The sequence below is a fragment of the Streptomyces caniferus genome, assembly GCF_009811555.1.
Lineage (GTDB): Bacteria > Actinomycetota > Actinomycetes > Streptomycetales > Streptomycetaceae > Streptomyces > Streptomyces caniferus.
The window spans coordinates 2,583,073-2,605,872 of record NZ_BLIN01000005.1 but is presented as its reverse complement, the minus strand read 5'-3'; the positions used below and the strand labels follow the sequence as shown (position 1 = coordinate 2,605,872).

At 72.5% G+C, this 22,800-nt stretch carries 20 protein-coding genes and 1 pseudogene; 10 read left to right on the top strand and 11 right to left on the bottom strand.

The annotated features are described in order from the left end of the window. Positions 1 to 4: 4 nt before the first annotated feature. Complete coding sequence (locus tag Scani_RS27985) at positions 5 to 748, top strand: bifunctional DNA primase/polymerase (RefSeq protein ID WP_159480581.1); 744 nt, start codon at positions 5 to 7, stop codon at positions 746 to 748. Between the two features lie 96 nt (positions 749 to 844). Here Scani_RS27985 and Scani_RS27980 read toward each other — a convergent pair whose 3' ends face one another. The 4 genes from Scani_RS27980 to efeO are packed head-to-tail and all read right to left on the bottom strand — an operon-like array spanning position 845 to position 5,243. Next, positions 845 to 1,771: an SCO2278 family lipoprotein gene (locus tag Scani_RS27980; RefSeq protein WP_503827400.1), complete on the bottom strand. Its 927-nt coding sequence runs from the start codon at positions 1,769 to 1,771 to the stop codon at positions 845 to 847. Then, positions 1,704 to 2,696: an iron uptake transporter permease EfeU gene (efeU, locus tag Scani_RS27975; RefSeq protein WP_159480580.1), complete on the bottom strand. Its 993-nt coding sequence runs from the start codon at positions 2,694 to 2,696 to the stop codon at positions 1,704 to 1,706. Before efeU ends, Scani_RS27980 begins: the two co-directional genes overlap by 68 nt. 57 nt (positions 2,697 to 2,753) lie before the next feature. Further along, on the bottom strand, positions 2,754 to 4,067 hold the full coding sequence (gene efeB, locus Scani_RS27970; protein WP_159480579.1) for an iron uptake transporter deferrochelatase/peroxidase subunit: 1,314 nt from the start codon (positions 4,065 to 4,067) through the stop codon (positions 2,754 to 2,756). Between the two features lie 24 nt (positions 4,068 to 4,091). Continuing rightward, complete coding sequence (gene efeO / locus Scani_RS27965) at positions 4,092 to 5,243, bottom strand: iron uptake system protein EfeO (RefSeq protein WP_159480578.1); 1,152 nt, start codon at positions 5,241 to 5,243, stop codon at positions 4,092 to 4,094. A gap of 351 nt (positions 5,244 to 5,594) precedes the next feature. Between efeO and Scani_RS27960 the strand changes: the two genes are divergently transcribed. After that, complete coding sequence (locus tag Scani_RS27960; RefSeq protein ID WP_159480577.1) at positions 5,595 to 6,305, top strand: PhzF family phenazine biosynthesis protein; 711 nt, start codon at positions 5,595 to 5,597, stop codon at positions 6,303 to 6,305. A 65-nt stretch (positions 6,306 to 6,370) separates the two neighbouring features. Here the strand turns inward: Scani_RS27960 and Scani_RS27955 are convergent. Both Scani_RS27955 and map read right to left on the bottom strand, forming a co-directional pair. Then, positions 6,371 to 7,061, bottom strand: a pseudogene (locus Scani_RS27955) (biliverdin-producing heme oxygenase). Between the two features lie 209 nt (positions 7,062 to 7,270). Next, on the bottom strand, positions 7,271 to 8,128 hold the full coding sequence (gene map / locus Scani_RS27950; protein WP_159480576.1) for a type I methionyl aminopeptidase: 858 nt from the start codon (positions 8,126 to 8,128) through the stop codon (positions 7,271 to 7,273). 66 nt (positions 8,129 to 8,194) lie between these two features. Here map and Scani_RS27945 point away from each other — a divergent pair, with 66 nt between their 5' ends. Then, positions 8,195 to 8,428 (top strand): hypothetical protein, encoded by a 234-nt coding sequence (locus tag Scani_RS27945; protein WP_159480575.1) that lies wholly within the window; start codon positions 8,195 to 8,197, stop codon positions 8,426 to 8,428. Here the strand turns inward: Scani_RS27945 and Scani_RS27940 are convergent. The 4 genes from Scani_RS27940 to Scani_RS27925 form a co-directional block, all read right to left on the bottom strand. Continuing rightward, the gene (locus tag Scani_RS27940) at positions 8,425 to 8,859 is read right to left on the bottom strand and encodes a hypothetical protein (RefSeq protein WP_159480574.1); all 435 of its coding nucleotides are present in this window, start codon (positions 8,857 to 8,859) and stop codon (positions 8,425 to 8,427) included. The two genes, Scani_RS27945 and Scani_RS27940, sit on opposite strands and share 4 nt — an antisense overlap. Positions 8,860 to 9,158: 299 nt before the next feature. Beyond that, on the bottom strand, positions 9,159 to 10,445 hold the full coding sequence (locus Scani_RS27935) for an MFS transporter (protein ID WP_159482414.1): 1,287 nt from the start codon (positions 10,443 to 10,445) through the stop codon (positions 9,159 to 9,161). Positions 10,446 to 10,701: 256 nt separating this feature from the next. After that, positions 10,702 to 11,331 carry a hypothetical protein gene (locus Scani_RS27930; protein WP_159480573.1) on the bottom strand — a complete coding sequence of 210 codons (630 nt, stop codon included), beginning with the start codon at positions 11,329 to 11,331 and terminating at the stop codon, positions 10,702 to 10,704. Between the two features lie 131 nt (positions 11,332 to 11,462). After that, positions 11,463 to 12,422 (bottom strand): dihydrodipicolinate synthase family protein, encoded by a 960-nt coding sequence (locus Scani_RS27925; protein ID WP_159480572.1) that lies wholly within the window; start codon positions 12,420 to 12,422, stop codon positions 11,463 to 11,465. Between the two features lie 162 nt (positions 12,423 to 12,584). Between Scani_RS27925 and Scani_RS27920 the strand changes: the two genes are divergently transcribed. From Scani_RS27920 to Scani_RS27895, 6 genes are all read left to right on the top strand, one after another. Further along, positions 12,585 to 13,271, top strand: coding sequence for a FadR/GntR family transcriptional regulator (locus Scani_RS27920; RefSeq protein WP_159480571.1), 687 nt, complete (start codon positions 12,585 to 12,587; stop codon positions 13,269 to 13,271). Positions 13,272 to 13,741: 470 nt separating this feature from the next. Beyond that, positions 13,742 to 15,076 (top strand): ABC transporter substrate-binding protein, encoded by a 1,335-nt coding sequence (locus Scani_RS27915; RefSeq protein ID WP_159480570.1) that lies wholly within the window; start codon positions 13,742 to 13,744, stop codon positions 15,074 to 15,076. Positions 15,077 to 15,087: 11 nt separating this feature from the next. Then, positions 15,088 to 16,056, top strand: a complete 969-nt coding sequence (locus Scani_RS27910; protein ID WP_371872440.1) for a carbohydrate ABC transporter permease — start codon at positions 15,088 to 15,090, stop codon at positions 16,054 to 16,056. Next, the gene (locus Scani_RS27905; RefSeq protein ID WP_159480568.1) at positions 16,053 to 16,898 is read left to right on the top strand and encodes a carbohydrate ABC transporter permease; all 846 of its coding nucleotides are present in this window, start codon (positions 16,053 to 16,055) and stop codon (positions 16,896 to 16,898) included. The genes Scani_RS27910 and Scani_RS27905 overlap by 4 nt, the downstream gene beginning before the upstream one ends. 167 nt (positions 16,899 to 17,065) lie before the next feature. After that, positions 17,066 to 17,800 (top strand): NADPH-dependent F420 reductase, encoded by a 735-nt coding sequence (gene npdG, locus Scani_RS27900; protein ID WP_159480567.1) that lies wholly within the window; start codon positions 17,066 to 17,068, stop codon positions 17,798 to 17,800. A gap of 108 nt (positions 17,801 to 17,908) precedes the next feature. Then, positions 17,909 to 18,118, top strand: coding sequence for a hypothetical protein (locus Scani_RS27895; RefSeq protein ID WP_159480566.1), 210 nt, complete (start codon positions 17,909 to 17,911; stop codon positions 18,116 to 18,118). Between the two features lie 68 nt (positions 18,119 to 18,186). Here the strand turns inward: Scani_RS27895 and Scani_RS27890 are convergent, their stop codons facing one another. Continuing rightward, on the bottom strand, positions 18,187 to 18,993 hold the full coding sequence (locus Scani_RS27890) for a site-2 protease family protein (RefSeq protein ID WP_159480565.1): 807 nt from the start codon (positions 18,991 to 18,993) through the stop codon (positions 18,187 to 18,189). Between the two features lie 173 nt (positions 18,994 to 19,166). Between Scani_RS27890 and Scani_RS27885 the strand changes: the two genes are divergently transcribed. Next, complete coding sequence (locus tag Scani_RS27885; RefSeq protein ID WP_159480564.1) at positions 19,167 to 22,763, top strand: AfsR/SARP family transcriptional regulator; 3,597 nt, start codon at positions 19,167 to 19,169, stop codon at positions 22,761 to 22,763. The last annotated feature ends 37 nt before the right edge of the window (positions 22,764 to 22,800 follow it).

Sequence of the window (22,800 nt, the reverse complement as noted above, 5' to 3'; positions counted from 1 at the left end):
ATAGATGGAACGCAAGAGCAGGTTCTCCCAGTGGCTGCGCCGGCCGAAGAGCGGATCGGACGGCGGCGATACGGACACGGGATCAGCGGCTGCGCGCAGCCGCGAGGACCTGCTGCTGGCGGCGGCCGATGCGGGCTTCCCCGTGGCGCCGGCGGCGCACCCCTCCGGCTACGGCTGTTCCTGTGAACGCATCGGCTGTCCCACCCCCGCCCGCCACCCCATCTCCTTCGGCTGGCAGACCGTCGCCACCACCGACCGCGACAAGGTCGCCGCCTGGGTCCGCACCCTCCCGCAGGCCAACTTCATCACCGCCACCGGCATCACCCACGACGTCCTGGACGTCCCCGTCGAGGCGGGCCGCAGCGCGCTGGGACGGCTGGACGCCGCGGGCATCGACGTCGGCCCGATCACCCTCAGCGGCGCCGGCTACAACGGCCGGATGCTCTTCTTCACCGCCACCCGCGGCACCCCGGACGACGAGGACGAGTGGTGGCCCTGCGAGCTGGACTGCCACCCCGAGACCATGGACGAGCACCCGGGGCTGCGCTGGCACTGCCGCGGCAGCTATGCGCTGCTGCCGCCCTCGGCGCTGCCCGGTGAACAGCCCGCGGTGAGCTGGCTGCGCGGCCCGGAGCTGGCCCTGCCCGACCCGCTGACGCTCCTGGAATCGCTCACCGACGCCTGCGCGGAGTTCAACGACCGCGAGCCGCACCACCACGAGGCGGCGGCCTGGCCGATCGGCCGCTGAGCGGACCGCAGCCGCTCCGCCCGCCCCCGTACGCACGCCGAAGGGCCGCCGGGTTCACCCCGACGGCCCTTTGTGCGAGCGCGGTTTCCCGGCCGGCTACATCGGCTTCACCGCGGTCTTCGCCTCGATCCGGTTGAGGACCTCGACCTTCCCCCCGGCGCTCTTGGCGGGCACCGTGACCGTCTGGCCGGAGACCGTGGTGAAGAGCATCCGGTTGGTCTTCTTCGGCGGCCCGTCCAGGAGGCCCTTCAGCCTCCCGACCGAGATCGTCGCCCCGGCGAACAACGTCTGCTGCTGGTGGTAGACGGTCGAGAAGAACACCAGCGCACCGCCGTCCGTCGTCCGCAGCGCCACCGGCGGGTAGCTCGCGGCCGAGTCCTCCCACATGATGCGCTGACCGGGCTTGTTGGCGTCCTTGGCACGCCGGTCCCGCCAGCCGTCGGTCTGCGGGCCGGAGGCGAAGGTGTTGCCCTTGCCGGTGTTGAGGTAGTGGGCGTAGGTGGTGCTCAGCTTGCCCGGATCGACCGCCAGACCGGACTTCGCGCCGGCCGGCACCGCCTCCGCGTAGCCGTCCCCGTCCGTCTTCAGCTCCGGCGCCTTGTTGTTCGCGAACGTCGCCAGATACACCGCACGCCACTGCTCGTCGATGCCGTTGCGGCTGAACACCAGGAACCAGCGGGTGTTCTGGCCACGGGCGTTCTTGCGGTTGCTGGCGGCGTCCGCGATGAAGTACTTCGGCCAGCCCGCCTGCTTGGGCACGGTGAAGTGCGGATCGGTGAAGGCCAGGGCCGGGAAGTCCGGATTGCCCTGCGGCCGGAGGGCGTGTGACGCCTTTATCCCGGCCTGGTCGATGGCGAGCAGCGCGCCGCCTTCGAAGGAGGGGTTCAGCGCCGGATCGAGCTTCTGGTTGGCCTTGTTGAAGCTCTTGGTGAAGTGCGTGAGCGCCTTGGTGCCCTCAGCCTTCGACACCGCCGGCAGCATCTCCCTCTCGCCGTGCACCGTCATGCACCCGCTGAGTATCACCAGCGCCGCCGCTGTCGACGTCAGTGTTGCGGGCACCCGGAACGGCGACCTGCGTGTCATGGGGCTCGGGCTCCTTCGGGGCGACCGGGGCGGACGGGGCGGCCGCCGGGGTGGCACGATTCGGCGCAACCCTACCGGGGGCGAAGAAGAAGAGGAGCGTGGGGATCAGATACAGAGCCCACACCGTGACCTGGAGGACGGTCGGGTCCGGCTGGAAGTTGAAGATGCCCTTCAGCACCGTGCCGTACCAGCTGTCGACCGGGATCTGCGCGCTGATGTCGAACGCCTGTGAGGCCAGCCCCGGCAGGATGTCCGCCTCCTGCAGATCGTGGAAGCCGTACGCCAGCACGCCCGCCGCGACCACCACCAGCATGCCGCCGGTCCAGGTGAAGAACTTCGCCAGGTTGATCCGCACCGCACCGCGGTAGAACAGCCAGCCCAGCAGTACGGCCGTCAGCAGGCCCAGCAGCGCCCCGACCAGCGGCCGTACCCCGTCGTCGGCGGACTGCGCGGCGGTCCAGATGAACAGCGCGGTCTCCAGGCCCTCGCGGCCCACCGACAGGAACGCGGTGACCACCAGCGCCACGGTGCCCATCTGCAGCGCCGCGTCCAGCTTGCCGTGCAGCTCCTTCTTCAGGTGCCGCGCGGTGCGCCGCATCCAGAAGACCATCCACGTCACCAGGCCGACCGCGATGATCGACAGCGACCCGCCCAGCGCTTCCTGGGCCTTGAACGTCAGGGTCTGCGACCCGAATTGCAGCGCCGCACCGAACGCGAACGACAGCACCACGGCGAGCGTGATCCCGAGCCAGACCGGGCGCAGCGCCTCCCGCCTCCCGGTCTTGACCAGATAGGCGATGAGGATGCAGACGACGAGGCTGGCTTCCAGGCCCTCGCGCAAACCGATCAGGTAGTTGCCGAACACGTCGGTTCCTTCCCTTCTTTCATGGGGTCGACGCCCTTGGTGCGGCGCCGACGGATGTCAGGCGAACAGCTCCCGGCCCCACCAGTCGTCCGCGTTGCGGACGCCCGGCGGCACCGCGAAGACCGCGGAACCCACGTGCTGGATGTACTCGTTGAGCGCGTCGTCGGCCGCCAGCCTCTTCTGCAGTGGTACGAAGCCCTGGCGGACGTCGCGCTGGTAGGCGAGGAAGAACAGCCCCGCGTCCAGCCGCCCCAGGCCGTCCGTACCGTCGGTGAAGGAGTAGCCGCGGCGCAGGATGCGTATCCCGCCGTTGGAGTCCGGGTGCGCGAGGCGGACATGGGCGGTCGGCAGCATCGACTTCAGGTGCGGGGTGTCCCGCTCGTGCTTCCTGCCCACCGGAGCACCCTCGCCCTTGTCCCGGCCGAAGATGTCCTCCTGCTCCTTGCGCGAGGTGCGGTCCCAGGTCTCGATGTGCATCCGGATCCGGCGGGCGACGAGGTAGGAGCCGCCGGCCATCCAGCTCTCCTTGCCCTTCGCCGCGCCGTCGGCGACCCAGACGTGCTTGTCGAGCGCGGCGGAGTCGGTACCGGCGAGGTTGTGGGTGCCGTCCTTGAAGCCGAACATGTTGCGCGGGGTCTGCGCGTCCGGCGTCGTCGAGGACGTCTTGCCGAAGCCCAGCTGCGACCAGCGGATGGCGACCTTGCCGAAGCCGATCCGGGCCAGGTTGCGGATCGCGTGCACCGCCACCTGCGGATCGTCCGCACAGGCCTGGACGCACAGATCGCCGCCGCTGCGCGTCTTGTCGAGGTTGTCGCCGGGGAACTGCGGCAGGTCGATCAGGGCATCGGGCCGCCGGGCCTTGATGCCGAACCGGTCCTTGCCGTCCTTCTCGAACAGCGTCGGGCCGATCCCGAAGGTGAGGGTGAGCCGGGACGGCGGCAGCCCGAGCGCCTCGCCGGTGTCGTCCGGCGGCGCCTCCGCGAGCCCGCCGACCGCGCCGTCGCCGACCGTGTCCCCGGCCGTCATCCGCGCCGCCGCCTTCGTCCACTCCTTGAGCAGCGCGATCAGCTCGTCGCGGTCGTCGGTGGTGACGTCGAACGAGGCGAAGTGCAGCCGGTCCTGGACCGCGGTGGCGATGCCCGCCTGGTGCGTGCCGTGGAAGGCGACCGCGGAGCGCGAGGTCGCGTCCGCGCCGGCCGGCTGGGCGTCGCCGCCGGTGCGCAGCGCCGCCGCCGTGCCGCCGGCCGCGACCGCGCCCAGCGCCAGCCCCGCGCCTCCCCAGCCGAGCAGGGAGCGCCGGGAGGGGGCGCTGCCCTCGGCGGTCTGCGCGGTCTTGTCGTCCTCGGTGGTCGTGCCGTCGTCCTGCGTCATCGTGATCCTTTGCCTGGCGGCGGACTACTTGGTGGTGGCCACGGCGGCGGCCAGCTTGGACAGCGGCTCGGCCAGCGCGTTGACGCCGTCGGAGAGCTTCTTGCGCTCGCCCTTGCCGACCGTGTCGTACGAGGCGAAGCCGTCGGCGGACTTGCTGTCGCGGTGGTCGTCGAGCAGCGTGCGGATCGCCTTGAACTGCTTGTCCAGCTCCTTGGCGAGCGCCGGGTCGTTCTTGCCGACGACCGGCTTGAGCAGCTCGTACGCCTTCTGCGCGCCCTCCACGTTGCCCTGGAAGTCGACCAGGTCGGTGTGGCTGTAGCGCTCTTCCTCACCGGTGACCTTGCCGGTGGCCACCTCGTCGAGCAGCTCCTTGGCGCCGTTCGCCATGCTGGTCGGGGTGATCTCGGCCTTCCCGACCCGCTTCTGCCAGTCCTTCAGGTCGGTGATGAGCCGGTCGGCGAGCTTCTTGTCGTCCCCGGAGATCTTCTTCTCCTCCCACAGGGACTTCTCCAGCTTGTGCCAGCCGGTCCACTCCTGGCCCTTCTCCACACCGTCGGCGCGCACATCGACCTTGGGGTCGATGTCACCGAACGACTCGGCGACCGGCTCGGTGCGCTCCCAGCCCACCCGGGAGAGCGCGTAGGCCTTCTTGGCGGCCTCGACATCGCCGTCCTTGACCGCGTCGGCGAACTTCTGCGCCTCCGGCAGCGTCTGGTCGGCCTGCTCCTGGACGTAACTGCGGTACGCGGCGACCGCGGCGTCCAGCTTCGGGTCGCGCTTGGCCGCGCCCTTGCCGCTGGCGGTCACCTTCTGCCGGATGCCGTCGCCCTTCATGCCGGGCTTGCAGGCGACCTCGTACGAACCGGCCTTGATCTCCGCGGTGATCTCCGCCTTGGTGCCGGGGCCGATGTTCTCCCGCTCGGTCACGATCCGGTCGCCGGCGGCGTAGACGTAGACCTCGGTGACCTTGGAGCCCTTGTTCTGCACCGCGAACCGGACATGTCCGGCAGGGAATTCCTTGGCGGAGAGCTCACAGCTGGAGTCGGTCGCGGTCACCTCGATGGCGCCCTTGCCGCCGCCTTCCTTGCCGTCGTTCTTCGCGGCGCAGCCGGCGACGGCGGTGACGGCCGTGACCGCCGCGAGGGCGGCGACGACGGACGAGCGGTGGGCTCGCATACAGGGCTCCAGGCGGGCTCGGTGGTACGGAATCGACGTACAGGAACGATAGAGAGTCGGTGCGGTCGCCACTAAGGCGGCCCTAACTTATCTGAGGCTTACCTAGTTTTTCCCGCCCAGTCCAGTGATCCCGCTCTCATGGACAACGGCTCGATCACGGATTGACACGTGGCCGGTCACGAAAGCGTCATGCGGCGGTCAAGGTAAGGGTCATGCTGCGCGACGAGTGGTGACAGGTGCATTTCCGGGCCCGCGGACGGTCGGGCACCCTCCACCCCGCCCCCCTTCGCGGGTCTCGCGTCGGCGCCCCCGCCGCCCGCCCGCCGCCGGGCCCTGCGGTTCACTGTCCGGATGACCGAACTCGATGTGCTCCGGGTCTTCTGCGGACCCGACGGGGCCGGAGGCAATGTGCTGGGCGTCGTCCGCGACGGGGCGGCGGTCCCCGGCGCCGCCGAGCGGGCCGCCCTCGCGGCCGAACTCGGCTTCAGCGAGACCGTGTTCCTCGACGACGCCGACCGCGGCACCGTGGACATCCACACCCCGAGCGTCCGGCTCCCGTTCGCCGGGCACCCGTTGGTCGGCCTGGCCTGGCTGCTGCGGAGCCTGGGACGGCCGCCGCGCACCCTGCGCCCGGAGGCCGGGGAGGTCGCGGTCCGCTTCGAGGGGGACATCGTCTGGGTGCGGGGGCGCGCGGAATGGGTGACCGCCCGGACGACCCGGCGGTACGCCTCGGCGGCCGAGGTCGACGCGCTGCCCGCGCCGCCGCCGGGAGAGGGCTGGCTCTACGCCTGGGCCTGGCAGGACGAGGCGGCGGGCGTGGTCCGGGCACGCGCCTTCCCGCGGCGCATCGATGAGCGCGGCGTCAGCCGCTCCAGTGGAGCCGGTGCTCGCACCGGGGCCATCGTGGAGGACGAGGCGACCGGCGCCGCCGCCCTGCTGCTGACCCACGAGCTGGGGCGCCCGCTCGACATCCGGCAGGGCACCGGCTCCCGGATCCTCACCCGTCCGTATCCGGACGGCACCGTCGCCGTCGGCGGCCGGGTGTGCCCCGCCGCGCCGTAGCGCACGGCCGGACGGCGGGCGGGGCGGCCGGGCGGGGACGGCCGTCGCCTATGACGGGGCGGCCGCTACGCGCTCAGCGGGAACTGCTCGCCCAACTCCCGGAAGACCGCGCTGTTCAGCCGGAACGCACGCTTGCATTCGTCGACCACCCGCTGCTTCTCCAGCTCGTCCACCGGCAGGGCGTCCAGCAGCGCCCGGTACTCGCGCTTGAAGGCGGCCGGGTTGGCGATGCCCTCGAAGACGTAGAACCGCACACCGTCGCCCTTGCGGGCGAAGCCCCAGGTCTTCTCGGCGGTCCCGCGGATGATCTGGCCGCCCGACAGGTCGCCTAGGTAGCGGGTGTAGTGGTGGGCGACGAAGCCGGGCCGGCCAGTCGCGGGTGCAGGCCGTGACCCGGCCGGCATAGGCGGCGGTGGCCGCGAGCGGCTCCAGGCCGGTGCGCCAGGACGGGCCGCCGAGATGGGCGAGGTCGCGCTCCAGCGCGGCGGTGCGGGCCAGCTCGTGGCGGATGAAGGGGCCCGCGACCGGGTCGGCGGCCAGGGGCGCGGAGGCCTCCTCCAGTGCGCGGTAGACGAACCACAGCTGCTCGGTGTAGCGCCGGTAGGCCCGGACGCCGAGCCGGCCGCCGAGGAGATCGCTCATGAAGGAGGAGTTCTCGGCCTCCGTGTGCTGCTCGTGGGACGCGGCGCGGATGACCGTGGAGAACGGAGCGGAGGGGGCGGGCGAAGCGGGCGGGGTCGGGCTGGACGCTTCCAAGACGGACCTCCGGGGACCGAGGGTGGGGGTCCCCCCTGCTCGGATTCGAGAGCTTGGGGGAGGACGGGAACAGGCCGGCTCCGCGGAGCCGCCGACCCTGGCTCACCCAACTGCTTAGGCTTGCCTAAGTCAACCCGTTCCCGACGTCCTGTCGGTATCGAGCCTACGCCTGTTCCCGACGCCCTGTCGGTAAAGTCTCCCCGCTCCCGTCAGGGCAGCGTGAGGATCTCGGCCCCGGTGTCCGTGACCACCAGCGTGTGCTCGAACTGCGCGGTCCGCTTGCGGTCCTTGGTCACCACGGTCCAGCCGTCGTCCCACATGTCGTAGTCGTACGACCCCAGCGTCAGCATCGGCTCGATCGTGAAGGTCATGCCGGGCTTGATGTCGGTGGTGTGGTGGGGGCTGTCGTAGTGCGGAACGATCAGGCCGGAGTGGAAGGAGGAGTTGATGCCGTGACCGGTGAAGTCACGAACCACTCCGTAGCCGAACCGCTTGGCGTACGACTCGATGACCCGGCCGATGATGTTGATCTGCCGGCCCGGCTTGACGGCCTTGATCGCGCGGTTGAGCGCCTCGCGGGTCCGCTCCACCAGCAGCCGGGACTCCTCGTCCACCTCGCCGCACAGATAGGTGGCGTTGTTGTCGCCGTGCACACCATTGAGGTACGCGGTGACGTCGAGGTTCACGATGTCGCCGTCCTTGAGGACGGTGGAGTCCGGGATGCCGTGGCAGATGACCTCGTTGAGCGAGGAGCACAGGGACTTGGGGAAGCCGCGGTAGCCGAGCGTGGACGGGTAGGCGCCGTGGTCGCACATGAACTCATGGGCGACCCGGTCCAGTTCATCGGTCGTCACACCGGGAGCGATCAGCTTGGCGGCCTCCTCCATCGCCTGCGCGGCGATCCGGCCGGCGATCCGCATCCGCTCGATCGTTTCGGCATCCTGCACCTCGGGCCCCGTGTACGGGGTGGGCGCGTCCTTCCCGACGTACTCCGGACGCGGGATCGAGGCGGGGACGGGGCGGGTGGGGGAGATCTTCCCCGGGACAAGAAGCGACTGGCCAGACATGCCAGCGAGTGTATCCGCGGGCCGTCGGGCAGGATGAGGGCACGGAAACACCCACAGGAGGCGGTAATGGCGCTGTTCAAGAGGCGTACGGTCGGCAAGCCCGGCGAGTGGTTCTACTGCCTCGAGCACCGGACGGTCGAGGAGGGGCCCCAGTGCCGCGCCGCCGACCGCCTCGGCCCGTACGGCACCCGCGAGGAGGCCCGGCACGCCATGGAGACCGCCCGCGAGCGCAACGAGGAGTGGGAGACCGACCCGAAGTGGCACGACGACCCGGACCGGGGGAAGAGCGGCGGGGCCTAGGAAACGCCCCGCGGACCGTTCTGCGGGCCGGGTGAGGAGGGCGGCGGGGCGGAGTCCGCTCGGGCGGCGGGGGAGTCCGGCCGGGGAGCGGCGCCCGTGGCGAACCGGCCCGCCCACAGCCCCGCGGTGATCTCCGCGGCGGTCTCCGCCGCGGACTGGGCGCTCGAATCGACCACATGGCTCTCCAGCGCCCCGAGGTCTTCGAACGCCCCGTACAGGCCGGTGAGCCGTTCGATGTCCTTCAGGTGCCGGCCCTCGCGTCGGGCCGCCCGTGCGAGGGCCACGTCCAGGCTCGGTCGCAGGACGACGTAGGAGAGGCCGAGGCCGCGCTGCCGGCATGTGGCGCGGAACGGTTCGAGCATCCACGGTCCCAGGATGCCGTCGAGGATGACGTCATAGCGCCCCGCGTACGCGCATGCGGCGTCGAGCATGCGGAGTTGCCGGAAATCCAAGCGGCGGAACAAACAAAGAAATTCCCTCAAGCGCCTGCGGGGTGACCTCGGTCACTTTCGGTGGTGCCGACGGGACTTGCGCCGAGGCGCATCCCGCCGCCGCACTGCCCGTTCGCGTCCCGCTGAGGTGCCCCGGGCGGTAAAGAGAAATCCCGGGGAGCCGAGCGGAATGTGCGGCGTTCGCTTTTCTTGCCGGGAGGGAAGAGGGCCGCCCGTGGTGTGCGAAATGGCCGGGGTCCGCTCGCGTCGTCCGAATGCCCGCGCGCGGGAATTCCTCGTCAATTCCCCGCACGGTTGTCGCGGTGGTCCTCGTCCCCGCGGTGGGTCTCGTCCCCGCCAGGGGGCCCGCTCGCGCCATGGGTCCCGGCGGCGGTCCGGTGCTCCCGCATCCGCCGGGCATGCACATCCGTCCTGGCGTCGTACGCCATCAGCTTCGGCAGTCCGAGTGCCAGCAGCCCGACCCCGGCGAAACACAGCAGACCGCCCCACGCCACCGACGCCCGTACGCTCGTCAGGGCCGCCATGCCGCCGATCCGGACCTGGCCCAGCTGCGGGCCCGCCGAGTACGACAGCAGCTCGATACCGGCCAGCCGCCCGCGCAGCTCGTCGGGGATGGTCTGGTTCCACATCGCCGAGCGGAAGATGCCGCTGATCATGTCGCACGCACCGGCCAGGGTCAGCAGGAGCAGCACCAGCCAGACGTGGTGCAGCAGCCCGGCGGCGGCCACCGCCAGCCCCCAGCCCGCGGCGGCGAGCACGATCGCGCGGCCCTGCCGGTGGATCCGCGAGGTCCAGCCGCTGGTCAGGCTCACCAGGAAGGAGCCGGCCGGCAGCGCCGCGTACATCAGCCCCAGCGCCCAGGGCGCGTCGAGGTCGTCGGCGAGGAACGGGAAGATCGCCAGCGGGAAGGCGAACAGCATCGCGAGGGCGTCGATGGCGTAGGTGCCGAGCAGCTCCTTACGGCTCCAGGCGTAGCGCGCGCCCTCGGCGATCGCGCGCAGCGACGGTTTCTCGGCGTCGTGCGAGGCGGGCTGCGGCGCCAGTTTCCGGGCGAGCAGCAGCGAGACGGCGAAGGTGGCTGCGTCGACGGCGTAGGCCCAGCGCAGCCCGGCGAAGGCCAGCAGTCCGCCGGCCAGCGCGGGCCCGGCGATCGCGCCGATCTGCCAGCGCAGCGCGTTGAGGGCGGCGGCCGCGGCGAGCTGGTCGTGCGGGACGATCCGCGGCACGATCGCGTCGAGGGCCGGGCGCTGCAGACCGGTCAGCGCGCTGGTGGCCGCGGCGGCCGCGTACAGCGGCCACACCATCGGGTGCGGCAGCAGGCAGTTGAGCAGCAGGAGCACGGCGACCAGGCCGAGCGCGGCCTCGGTCCACAGGACCAGCCGGCGGCGGTCGAAGGAGTCCGCGAGCGCCCCGCCGTAGAGACCGAAGACGATCATCGGGACCAGCTCCACCGCACCCAGCGCCCCGACCGCGAGCGTGGAGCCGGTCAGCATCTTCAGCTGGAGCGGCAGGGCCACGAACGACAGCGAGCTGCCGAAGACCGTGATCACGCCCGCACACCACATCAGCCGGAAGTCGCGGGAGGAGCGCCAGGGCGCCGGATCCGGCAGCAGCGCGGAGAGGCGCCGGCGGGCGGGGCGTCGTGGGGGTGCGGGGGAGGAGCCGGTCGAGGCAGGCGAGGCGGGCGAAGCGGGCGGTGCGGAGGAAGCGGGCGCAGGCGTCGAAAGGGGGGCGCTGTCCGAGGTCACGAGGCACCATCGTGCGCACCGGCACGGGTCGGCGCAAAGGGTTTTGGGCGGCCGGCGGTGCGGCCTCACGGGGTTACCAGCGAGGCGGCGGCGGGGCGGTCAGCCCGTCCGCGAGGCGGGCCAGCCGGTCGCGGAAGCGGCGGTGTCCGCGGGGCGCGGGCAGGCTGTTCTCGCCGGCGGCGGCGCTCACCAGATGCTGAACCGTGTCGAGGTCGAGGTCGGACGGTGTCCCGTCCGTGCCCTCCGGCGAGTCCGGAGGCGCGGCGAGCGCGTCGTGCGCCAGGGCGTGCAGATCGCGGTCGCCGCCGTCCAGGGCGAGCACCGTCGCGCCGTTGCGGCGCGCGTCGTGCACCCGCTCCAGCAGTCCGGCGCCCGGCTGCTCCGGCGTCACGACCAGCAGCGTCTCGCCGCGCCCGGCCGCCGCCAACCGGCCGAGCCCCACCGCCAGATGGGCCGGTGCGCCACCGGGAACGCGGTGGCGCACCAGGGTCGGCGACAGCTCGGGCAGGCCCGACCAGGCGGCCTCGTCGTCGAGATGGGCGGCCAGGTGCCACGGCTCGTACTCGGCGCTGCCCACCAGCAGCAGCCCCCCGCCGTGCGGGGTGACGGCGCCGCGCAGCGTCCCCGCGAAGCGGCGGGTGGCCGCGACCCACTCGGTCCCGGTGAGAACTTCGCGCAGCAGGGCGACCCGTACGGCATCCATGGCCCGGCATCCTGCCGCGGCGCGGCACCGTCCGGTGGCGGTTTCCGCGGGTGTCACCCGTACGGGATGTGGGGCGGTGGAGAAGGGAGGGGCGGAAGTGCCACCGCGGTCCGTCGCCGCGCCGCGAGGTCCTACCGGACGGGCTGTAGGCCGGCCGCGGTGAGCCGACGTCCCACCTCCGCCACGGCTTCCTCGCTCAGCGGGCGTTGTGGAACGGCGGTGGTTCCCCGGTCGATCACGCCGAGGAGGTGGAGCGCGGCCTTGAACGCGCCCAGCGCCGAGGAGCTGCGGCCCATCTCGGGCTCGGGGCCGACGTCGACCATGGAGAACAGGGCGACCAGACGTTCCTGTTCGGCGGCCGCCTGTTCCCAGTCGCCGGCCCGGGCGGCGTCGTAGAGGCGGACATAGGCCGCCGGGTCGACGTTGCCGATGCCGGGGACGACGCCGTCGGCGCCCGCCAGCAGGGCGGCGTCCACGGTCAGTTCGGAGCCGGTGAGGACCGAGAAACCGGGGGCGGGGCCGGTGCGCCGGGCGGTGCGGCCGCCGAGGGCGACGAGCAGGCGGCGCAGCGAGCCCTCGTCGCCGCTGCTGTCCTTGAGCCCGGCGAGCGTGCCGTCCTCGGCCAGCTCCCGCACCAGCGGCGGGGACAGCTTGCTGTGCACGGCGACCGGGATGTCGTAGGCGAACAGCGGGAGGTCCACGGCCGTGCGCAGGTGGCGGAAGTGCGCGGCGACCTCCCGGGGGTGGGTGCGGGTGTAGAAGGGGGCGGTGGCGACCAGGGCGTCGGCGCCGAGGGCGGCGGCGGTCCGGGCGTGGTCGAGCACCCGCGGGGTGGTGGTGTCGATGACTCCGGCGAGCACCGGGACCCTGCCGTCCGCGGCCTTGAGGACGGTTTCCAGGGCGGTGCCGCGCTGGGCGTCGGTGAGGTAGGCGACCTCGCTGGTGGAGCCGAGCGCGAACAGGCCGTGGACGCCGCCGTCGACGAGGTGGTGCACCAGGCGGGTCAGCGAGGCGGTGTCGATCTCGCCGTGCGGGCCGAGCGGGGTGCAGACCGGCGGGATGACGCCGTGCAGGGGGGCGGGCAGTGCCATGGGGGCTCCGGGGTCTCCGAGTCCGACATAGGACATCCCATGTCCTATGTTGAGCACAATAGACCTGTTCACAGGCGGTCGGTCAAGGATCCGCGGCCCTGCGGGGGTGGTGGCGGAGAGGCCGGCGGCGTGGCAGGCGCGGGAGCGGGAGAGGGAGTTTCCATGGCGCGAGGGACGATGGCCGAGGATGTGCAGGCGCAGATCAAGCAGTTGATCCTGCAGCGCGGGCTGACGCCGGGCGATCCGCTGCCCACCGAGGCCGAACTGGTCGGCCTGCTCGACGTCAGCCGCAACTCGGTGCGCGAGGCGCTCAAGGCGCTCCAGGCGATGCGCATCGTGGAGATCCGGCACGGCTTCGGCACCTACGTCGGTCCGCTCACCCTGGAGCCGTTCGTCGAGGGGGTCGCCTTCCGCGCCGCGGTCCGCCACCACCAGGGCGAGTCCAGCCTGTACGAGCTGATGGAGGTCCGCGAGGCACTGGAGGCGGGCCTGATCGGCACCGTCGCCCGCAATCTGCCCGCCGAGGACCTCGCCGTCCTCAAGGGGCTGGTGCAGCGGATGGCGGAGGAGGCGCGCGGCGGGCAGGTGCAGAGCGCCACCGACCGGGCCTTTCACCTCGCCCTGTACCGCTCGATGGGCAACCACCTGCTGAGCGAGGTGCTGGACGCGTTCTGGGCGGCGCTGCGCCGGGTGCGCGAGGACCTCTTCGACGACGGCCCCGATCCCGAGGTGACACATCGCCAGCACCAGGAGATCGTCGACGCGTTGGAGGCGGGGGACGGCGACCGCGCCGTGGAGGCGATGCACCGGCATTTCGACGGCATCCGGCGCCGGCTGACCGAGCAGTGACGGAAGGGCGCCGGGCCGGGCGCCGCCGCCCGCGTTCACCGGGATGTCACCCTCTGTCGGTGGTGTCGTCGCCGACACGAAATGCGCCATGTGCGGTGCCTTGACGGTCAGTTGGGCACTCCCTATGGTCGCCGCAGGACAAGGGACGTCCTACGTCCTTGCCCATTGGGGGTGACCCATGGCGTACGAGAGCTCCGAGCCGTACTGGGCCGGGCCCGCAGGACACACCGGCCCCGGCCCCGCGCACCGTCCGCCCGCGCCCCGAGACCCCCGCGCCCCGATACCCCTGCCCACCAGCCGCGACGGCGGCCCGGCCCGGCGGAGCGCGCCCCCACCGCCCCGTGGCTCCCGGCCGTCGGCTCCGCCCTTCCGCACCCCCGGCCGGTACGCGCCCGGCCGCGCCACAGGACGGACGGCTTCCGCAGGTACTCGACGATCCCCTTCCGCCGCATCCCCGTGGAGGAGCCGACATGACCAACAGCCCCATGCACCGCAGAACGGTCCTGGGCGGGGCGGCCGCCGTCGCCGCCGGCTGGGCACTCGCCGGCTGTAGCGACAGCGGGGACGGCGACGGCGACGCGCCCCGGGAGCGCAAGAAGGGGCAGAAGATCCAGCTGACCTTCTGGTCCTGGGTGCCGGGCATCGACAAGCCCGTCGACCTCTGGAACCGCAAGCACCCCGACGTGCAGGTCAAGGTCGAGAAGGTGTCGGCCGTCAACGGCCAGCAGTACGCGAAGATGCACGCCGCCATCAAGGCCGGCAACCCGCCCGACCTGGGCCAGATCGAATTCCCCGTCCTCCCCGGCTTCCTGCTCGACGACGGACTGCTCGACCTCGCCCCGCTCGGCGTCGCCCGCCACAAGAACAGGTTCTTCGGCTGGCAGTGGCAGCAGTCCGTCTTCGGCAAGGGCGTCTACGCCGTCCCGCAGGCCTCCGGGCCGATGGGCCTGTTCCTGCGCCAGGACCTCTTCGACAAGTGGGAGGTGAGCACCCCGCGGACCTGGGACGAGTACGAGACCGCCGCCAGGGCCGTCCGCAAGAAGGGCGCCTGGATCGAGACCTTCGCCCCCACCAACGGCAACCGCTTCGCCGGCCTCGCCTGGCAGGCCGGTGCCAAGTGGTACGGGACGGACGGCGACACCTGGCTCGTGCACATCGACGACGAACCCACCCGCAAGGTCGCCGACTACTGGGAATCCCTCGTCGGGCAGAAGCTCGTCAAGACCATCCCGGACCGGCAGAACGCCTGGTACAAGGATCTGCAGACCGGCGCCATCCCGGCCTGGGTGGGCGCCAGTTGGGGCGATGCCCTGCTGGTCGGCAACGCGCCCGGCACCAAGGGGAAGTGGCGGGCCGCGCCGCTGCCGCAGTGGAAGGCGGGCGAGCAGGCCTTCGCCAACTGGGGCGGCTCGACCACCGCCGTCTTCGCCAAGGCCCGCTACCCCAAGGACGCCCTGGACTTCGCCGTCTGGCTCAACACCGCCCCCGAATCGATCGGGCTGCTGATCGACGGCGGCTATGGCTTCCCCAGCGCCAAGAAGGGCTACGCCACGACCGACCTCGACGTCGACAAGGACTTCTTCGGCGGCCAGGCCTACAGCAGGGTCTTCGCGGATGCCGGGGCGCATGTGGACACCAGCTGGCGGTGGGGGCCCGGCGTGGACACCCTCTACCAGCGGCTCGGCGACGCCTTCACCGATGCGCTCGCGGACGGCGGCTCGTTCCGCTCCGTCCTGACGAAGGTGCAGGCCCAGACCGTCGCCGACCTCAAGGGCAAGGGCCTGAAGGTGGAGAGCGGCGGGTGAGCCGGGACACGCTGAGCCGCCCGGCACCGGCCGCACGGAAACGGACCCGCAAGGACACCGCCGGGCGCCCGCGCCGCGCCCGCCGCACCGAGGCCCGCAACGCCCGCGCCGCCGCCGCCTTCGTCCTGCCGTTCCTCGCCCTCTTCGGCCTCTGCTTCCTCGCCCCGCTCGGCTACGCCCTCCACCAGAGCCTGCAGAAGACCGAGCGCACCGGCCCGCTCGGCCTCGGCCGGGAACACGAGGCCTTCGCCGGCTTCGCCCACTACGCCCAGGCGCTCTCCGACGACCGTTTCCTGACCGGCTTCGGCCGGGTGCTGCTGTTCGGCGCCGTCCAGATCCCGTTGATGATCGTGCTGGCCACCGCCCTCGCGCTGCTGCTGGAGAGCGCGAGCGCCCGCGGGATCGCCTTCTTCCGCACCGCCTTCTTCCTGCCGTACGGCGTGCCCGGAGTGATCGCCTCGATCCTGTGGGGGTTCCTCTACGTCCCGGGTATCAGCCCGCTGGTGAAGATCGCCGAATCCGTGGGCTGGCACGTCGACTTCCTCTCCCGCGGCACCGTCCTGTGGTCCCTCGCCAACATCGTCACCTGGCAGTTCACCGGCTACAACATGCTGGTGCTGATCGCCCAGCTCAAGGCCGTACCGGGGGAGTTGTACGAGGCGGCACGGATCGACGGGGCGAACGCCTGGCAGGTCGCGCGGCACGTCAAGCTCCCGCTGATCCGGCCGGCGCTCGTGCTCACCGGTGTCTTCAGCATCATCGGCACCCTCCAGTTGTTCGCCGAACCCATGGTGCTGCGCCCGCTGGCCTCCTCCATCGACTCCGGCTTCACCCCCAACCTGCACGCCTACAGCGAGGCGTTCGTCGGCAACAACCCACATGTGGCGGCGGCCGAGGCGGTACTGCTCGCGCTGGTGGCGTGCGTGCTGTCGTTCGGCTTTCTGCGGCTGGCCGGCGGGCGCGCCGAGGGGCGCGGATGACCCGGCCCCCGGCGCGCTACCGGATCATCACCGCCTCGCTGCTGACCGTCGCCGCGCTCTACTTCCTCGTGCCCGTCTACTGGCTGGTGGTCTCCGCCACCAAGAACAGCGCCGACCTCTTCGGCACCTTCGGCTTCTGGTTCTCCGACCCGCACCCGGTCGACTACCTCACCGCCGTGCTGGCCTACGACCACGGCATCTACGCCCGCTGGTTCGCCAACTCCCTCTGCTACGCCGGGATCGGCGCGGTCTGTGCCACCTTGCTGTCCGCCGCGGCCGGCTATGCGCTGGCCAAGTTCCCGTTCCGCGGCCGGGAGGCGGTCTTCAACATGGTGCTCGCCGGGGTGCTGATCCCCGGTACCGCGCTGGCCCTGCCGCTCTACTTCCTCTTCAGCTCGATGGGGCTGTCCAACACCTACTGGGCGGTGCTGATCCCCAGCATGGTCAGCCCGTTCGGCGTCTATCTGTGCCGGATCTACGCGGCCGCCGCGGTCCCCGACTCGCTCCTGGAAGCGGCCCGGATCGACGGCGCGGGGGAGGCCAGGATCTTCGGCGGGATCGGGCTGCGGCTGATGACCCCGGCGCTGGTGACCGTCTTCCTGTTCCAGTTCGTGCACATCTGGAACAACTACTTCCTGCCGCTGGTGATGCTCTCGGACTCCGACCTCTACCCGATCCAGCTGGGCCTGACCTCCTGGACCGGCTACGCCGACCGCCAACCGGTGCTCTACCAGTACACGGTGGGCGGGGCCTTTCTGTCCGTGGTGCCGCTGATGGTGCTGATGACGGTGCTCCAGCGGTACTGGCGCACGGGCCTGACCGAGGGCAGCGTGAAGGCGTGACGGTGCGCGTGCGGGCATGACCGGTCCGCGGCCGCGGTTCGACGGGGGTGCGGTGGCGGTCCGACCGGAGCCGCGGCGGCGGTCCGACGGGGGCGGGGTGACGTTCCGGCCGGTTCGTTGTCGAGGGCCCCACCGGTTCGTCGGCGGCGCGTGACAGGATCGCTGTCATGACTACTCCTGACGATGCCCGGTTCTCCCCGAACGCCGCGACCCGTGCGAAGGCCGCCCTCAAGCGCGATCCCTGGGACCTCCCGGACGTCTCCGGTCTGGTGGTCGGCGTCCTCGGCGGCACCGGCGACCAGGGCCGCGGCCTGGCCTACCGGCTCGCCCGGGCCGGCCAGAAGGTGATCATCGGCTCCCGGGCCGCCGAGCGCGCGCAGACCGCTGCCGACGAACTCGGCCTGGGCATCGAGGGCGCGGAGAACGCCGCATGCGCCCGGCGCAGCGATGTGGTGATCGTTGCCGTGCCGTGGGAGGGCCACGCCAAGACCCTGCAGGCGCTCCGCGAGGACCTGGCCGGCAAGCTCGTCATCGACTGCGTCAACCCGCTCGGCTTCGACAAGAAGGGCGCCTTCGCGCTCAAGCCGGAGGAGGGCAGCGCCGCCGAGCAGGCCGCCGCCCTGCTTCCCGAGTCCCGGGTCACCGCCGCCTTCCACCACCTGTCGGCGGTGCTGCTGCAGGACCCGGAGACCGAGCAGATCGACACCGATGTGATGGTCCTCGGCGAGTCCCGTGCCGACACCGACCTGGTGCAGGCGCTGGCCGGCCGTATCCCCGGTATGCGCGGCGTCTTCGCCGGCCGGCTGCGCAACGCCCACCAGGTGGAGTCGCTGGTCGCCAATCTGATCTCGGTCAACCGGCGCTACAAGGCGCACGCGGGGCTGCGGATCACCGACGTCTGAGCCGCGCCACCCGCGGCCGCGGCGACCGCCGCCGGACCGCCGACCGGTGCACACGGGGCATGGGGGACACTGGGGAGGACCGCACCACTCCCGACAGGAGCCGCTCCCATGCCCCTCTTGCCCCCGCCCGGCCCGGCCCGCCGACTCGCCCTCATGGCCCTCGCCGTGTGCGTCCTCTCCGTCGCCGCGGCCGTGGTCGCGTTCGTCCAGGGCAGCTTCGTCGGCATCGTCTGGATCCTGCTGGCGGGCATCTCCAGCAACATGGCGTGGTTCTACCTGCGCAGGGCGAAGCTCCAGCGGGCGCAGCAGGCGGGCTGAGTCCGGCACCCGCGAGCGGGCGGGCCGGGCCCCCGGCCCGGGAGCGGGCACCGGCCGAGCCCGGCCCCTCAGAAGAGGGCGCCGCTCTGCGGCAGCTGCGGCTCGCCCTGCCAGAAGCGGAAGAACTCCTGGCCGAGGTAGGTGTCGAGCGAGGAGACGCCGAGGCCGTGCAGGATCGTGTTCACCAGCTCGAAGAAGACCTGGTTGATCTCCGGGACCCACAGCAGGCCGAAGACCGCCAGCAGCCCGAACGGCGCGAACGGTTCCACCTGCCGCCGCAGCTTGTACGACAGCCACGGCTCGATCACCCCGTAGCCGTCCAGGCCCGGCACCGGCACGAAGTTCAGGATCGCGGCGGTCACCTGCAACAGCGCGAGGAACGCCAGGGCACAACGGAACGGAACGGGCACCCCGGCCAGCCCGTGCAGCCAGAACGGCGCCGTGCACACCGCCGCGAACACGATGTTGGTCAGCGGCCCGGCCGCCGAGATCAGGCTGTGCCGCCAGCGGCCCTTGATCCGGCCGCGCTCGATGAACACCGCGCCGCCCGGCAGCCCGATCCCGCCCATGATCACGAAGATCACCGGCAGCACGATGCTGAGCAGCGCATGGGTGTATTTCAGCGGGTTCAGCGTCAGATATCCCTTGGCCTCCACCGAGATGTCGCCACTGTGCAGCGCGGTCCTGGCATGTGCGTACTCATGCAGACACAGCGACACCACCCAGCCGGACACCACGAACGAGAAGACCGCGACGCCGGTCTGCGCCGCGAGCGTTCCGCTCCACACGGCCCATCCCGACACCGCCATGACGGCGACGAGCGCGAGGAAGACCGGGCTGATGCGGCGGTCGGCGCGTCGGATTGCTGTGGTCATGGTGCGGGGCTCCCGGGGTTCTGGTGAGGGGCAGCCATGACCGTAACCGCGTCACGGCGGCCGGCGCACGGTGAGGTGCCGACGGGCTCGTTCACGGACCCCTGCCCAGGACCGGTGCACCGGAAAACGACGCTCGGTGCCTGGGGCTTCCCGCCTTGCACGACAATGGGCCGGTGCGTTACGGAATCCTCGGCACCACCCAGGCCAACCGGGCCGACGGCACCCCCGTCGCGCTCGGCGGACCACGCCTGCGCGCGCTGCTCGCCGCCCTCGCGCTGCGCCCCGGCCGGGCCCTGTCCCCGGACATGCTGATCGCCGACATCTGGGGCCTGGACCCGCCCGCCGACGCGGCCGGTGCGCTGCAGGCGCTGGTCGGCCGGCTGCGCCGGGCCCTGGGGCATGCCGCGGTGACCTCGGTCGACGGCGGCTACCGGCTCTGCGCCGAGCCCGACGCCGTCGATCTGCACCGCTTCGAACGGCTCGCGGCGGAGGGCGGCCGGGCGCTCGGCGCCGCCGACCCGGCCGGCGCCGCCACCCTGCTCGACGACGCCCTGGCGCTCTGGCGCGGCCCGGCCCTCGCCGATCTGCCCGACGCGGGCGTCGAGGCGGCCCGCGCCGAGAGCCGTCATCTGGACGCCCAGCGCACCCGCCTCGCCGCCGACCTCGCCCTGGGCCGGGCCGACCGGGCGCTGCCCACCCTGCTCGCGCTGTGCCAGGACCATCCGCTGGACGAGCCCCTCCAGGCCCTGCGGCTGCGCGCCCTGCGCGCGGCGGGCCGCACGGCGGAGGCCCTGGCGGCCTACGAGGACATACGCACCGGCCTCGCCGACCGCCTCGGCGCGGACCCGGGCCCGGAACTGCGCGCCCTGCACGCGGAACTGCTCCGCCCGCCGCCGGAGCCGACGCCGCCGCACCCGATACCTCCGCAATCGCCCCCGCCGCACCCGGCGTCCGGAGCCGTGGCCACCGCCCCTGCCCCGTACGACGGCACGGGCACGGGAACACCCCAGGTCCCCGGCACTGTGCCCCCGCCTGCCGCCCTCGCCCCCACGGCCCACCCCACCGCCGTCCCCGCCCCCTTCCTCACCCCGTCGCACCCCCGCCCCGGCAACCTCCGTGCCCGGCTCACCTCGTTCGTCGGGCGGGACACCGATCTGGCGGCGATCCGGGCCGACTTGGCAGAGCACCGGCTGGTGACCCTGCTGGGCCCCGGTGGCGCCGGCAAGACCCGGCTGTCGCAGGAGGGCGCGGAGACCGCGGCGGCCGCGCGGCCGGACGCCTGGCCGCACGGCGTATGGCTGGCCGAGCTGGCGCCCGTGGACGATCCGCAGACCGTGCCCGAGGCGGTGCTGACCGCGCTCGGCGCCCGCGAGACCGTGGTCCGCGGCACCACCGCGGAGGGCCTGCGCGCCGCCGCCGACCCCACCGCCCTGGACCCGCTCGGCCGGCTCGCCGAGCACTGCGCGGGGCGCCGGATGCTGCTCGTCCTCGACAACTGTGAGCATGTGATCGGCGCCGCCGCCGAGCTCGCCGAACGGCTGCTGGCCGACTGCCCCGGAGTGACGGTGCTGGCCACCAGCCGGGAACCGCTGGCCGTACCGGGCGAGGTGCTGCGGCCGGTCGAGCCGCTGCCCGACCCCGTCGCGCTGCGGCTGCTCGCCGACCGCGGGGCCGCCGCCCTGCCCGGCTTCCGCGTCGACGCCGACGAGGAGACGACGGCGGCCTGCACCGAGATCTGCCGGCGGCTGGACGGGCTGCCGCTCGCCATCGAACTCGCCGCGGCCCGGCTGCGGTTGCTCGCGCCACGGCAGCTCGCCGACCGGCTCGACGACCGCTTCCGGCTGCTGACCAGCGGCAGCCGGACCCTGCTGCCCCGGCAGCAGACACTGCGCGCGGTCGTGGACTGGTCCTGGGACCTGACCGACGAGCCCGAACGGGCCGTGCTGCGCCGGTTGTCCGTCTTCGCCGGCGGCTGCGATCTGGCCGCCGCGGAAGAGGTGTGCGGCGGCGACGGCGTCGACGGGCGCGAGGTGGCCGGACTGCTCGGCTCGCTGATCGACAAATCGCTGGTGGTGGCGGCACCGGCCGGCAAGGGGTACGGCGAGGGCCGCCCGGGTGCGGGGAGCCTCCCCGGCGCATCGGGGTCCCCCCTGGCCCCGCCCGAGCGGGGCCGAGGGCCCGCGGGAGAGGCGGCCGGTCCCGGCACCGGCGGGCAGATGCGCTACCGGCTGCTGGAGACGGTGGCGGAGTACGCCGGTGAGCGGCTGGACGAAGCGGGGGAGCGGACGGCCGCCGAGCGCCGCCACCTCGTCGCCTACCGCGAACTGGCCCGTACCACCGACCCGTTGCTGCGCGGCCCCGGCCAGCGGGCCGGCATGGAGCGGCTGGAGCTGGAGCACGACAACCTGCGCACCGCGCTGCGCCGCGCCCTGGCCGCGCGCGACGAGCACGAGGCGCTGTGCCTGGTGCTGTCCCTGCAGTGGTTCTGGTCGCTGCGCGACCACCGCAGCGACGCCCGCCACTGGGCGACGGCGGCCGGTGCGCTCGGCCCCAGCCCCTTCGGCCCGGACGCCGAACCCGCCCCCGACCTGTACACCGGACCCATCGACACACCACCGCCGATGGCTCCCGACCAGTTGCTGGAGGCCCGCCGTGAGGTCCGGCTGGTCGCGCTCTCCAGCCTGGACAGCGATATGGAGGCGCTCCGCAATCCGGCGATGCAGAGGGAGCTGGCCGTGATGCTCACCGTCTACCGCCCCGGCATGCCGCAGACCTGCAAGGTGCCCGGCGCGCTGTGGTACTACGGGGTGCTGCTCACCGGGCGGTTCGACGACCTGGCGGAGCTCGTCGACAGCGCGGTCCAGGCCTGCCGCGACTTCGGCTACGACTGGGAGCTCGCCTACATCCTGCAGTTCCGCTCGAAGATCCTCAACGACCGTCCCCGTGGCCTGCCCCAGGCGACCCGGGACGCCGACGAGGGGCTGCGGATCTTCGTCCGGCTCGGCGATGCCTGGGGCGCGGCCGAGGCGCTGTCGGGACGCGGCGAAACCCATGAGAAGCGGGGCGCGTACGCGCTGGCGGCCCGCGACTACCGGGCGGCGATGGTGCACGCCGAGAACCTGGGGGCGCACGGCCAGACGCTGCTGCTGCGCTGCCGGCTGGGCGCCGCGCTGATCGAGGAGGGCGAGGCGGAGGCCGGGGAGCGGATGCTGCGCGAGGTGCTGGCCGAGGCCGTCAAGGGCAACAGCGGCCGGGACACCGAGCCGTTCGCGCGGATGACCCTCGCGATGTGGCTGATGCTCGACGGGCGTCTCCAGGAGGCGCGGGAGGAACTGCACACGGTGCGCGAGATCTTCACTCCGCGCGCCCCGGACCTGTTCGTCGGGATGCTGGAGGCCTCGCTGGTCTCGCTGGACCTGGACGAGGGGCACCGCGAGGAGGAGCTGCTGACGAGGTTCCGGACGGCCATGGGCACCCTGCAGGACTCCCTGACGCAGATGATCGCGCCGGACCTCCCGGTGGTCCAACTCCTCACCGGCGCCCGGGTGCTGATGGCGGTGCGCGGGGTGACCGCGGGGCCGGACGCGGCGCGCCTCGTGGGGGCGTACGACGCGCTGCGGGTGACCAGCCATGTCCCGCCGCGGATCATCCGCGACGACCGGGCCCGTACCGAAGCGTCCGCGCGGGCGCTGCTGGGCGATGCGGCCTATGCGGACGCATACGCCGAAGGCGGTGGACTCACGCTCGGTGAGGCCACCGCCCTCATCTGACGCGAGCCGGGCGAGGGCCGTCCCGCAGGGAAGCCCC

Bases quoted from the DNA above. Each gene is read 5' to 3' on its own strand.
- Scani_RS27985 (WP_159480581.1), top strand. From the start codon at position 5: ATGGAACGCAAGAGCAGGTTCTCCCAGTGGCTGCGCCGGCCGAAGAGC.
- efeB (WP_159480579.1), bottom strand. From the start codon at position 4,067: ATGACGCAGGACGACGGCACGACCACCGAGGACGACAAGACCGCGCAG.
- efeO (WP_159480578.1), bottom strand. From the start codon at position 5,243: ATGCGAGCCCACCGCTCGTCCGTCGTCGCCGCCCTCGCGGCGGTCACG.
- Scani_RS27960 (WP_159480577.1), top strand. From the start codon at position 5,595: ATGACCGAACTCGATGTGCTCCGGGTCTTCTGCGGACCCGACGGGGCC.
- map (WP_159480576.1), bottom strand. From the start codon at position 8,128: ATGTCTGGCCAGTCGCTTCTTGTCCCGGGGAAGATCTCCCCCACCCGC.
- Scani_RS27945 (WP_159480575.1), top strand. From the start codon at position 8,195: ATGGCGCTGTTCAAGAGGCGTACGGTCGGCAAGCCCGGCGAGTGGTTC.
- Scani_RS27940 (WP_159480574.1), bottom strand. From the start codon at position 8,859: ATGCTCGACGCCGCATGCGCGTACGCGGGGCGCTATGACGTCATCCTC.
- Scani_RS27935 (WP_159482414.1), bottom strand. From the start codon at position 10,445: ATGTGGTGTGCGGGCGTGATCACGGTCTTCGGCAGCTCGCTGTCGTTC.
- Scani_RS27930 (WP_159480573.1), bottom strand. From the start codon at position 11,331: ATGGATGCCGTACGGGTCGCCCTGCTGCGCGAAGTTCTCACCGGGACC.
- Scani_RS27925 (WP_159480572.1), bottom strand. From the start codon at position 12,422: ATGGCACTGCCCGCCCCCCTGCACGGCGTCATCCCGCCGGTCTGCACC.
- Scani_RS27920 (WP_159480571.1), top strand. From the start codon at position 12,585: ATGGCGCGAGGGACGATGGCCGAGGATGTGCAGGCGCAGATCAAGCAG.
- Scani_RS27915 (WP_159480570.1), top strand. From the start codon at position 13,742: ATGACCAACAGCCCCATGCACCGCAGAACGGTCCTGGGCGGGGCGGCC.
- Scani_RS27905 (WP_159480568.1), top strand. From the start codon at position 16,053: ATGACCCGGCCCCCGGCGCGCTACCGGATCATCACCGCCTCGCTGCTG.
- npdG (WP_159480567.1), top strand. From the start codon at position 17,066: ATGACTACTCCTGACGATGCCCGGTTCTCCCCGAACGCCGCGACCCGT.
- Scani_RS27895 (WP_159480566.1), top strand. From the start codon at position 17,909: ATGCCCCTCTTGCCCCCGCCCGGCCCGGCCCGCCGACTCGCCCTCATG.
- Scani_RS27890 (WP_159480565.1), bottom strand. From the start codon at position 18,993: ATGACCACAGCAATCCGACGCGCCGACCGCCGCATCAGCCCGGTCTTC.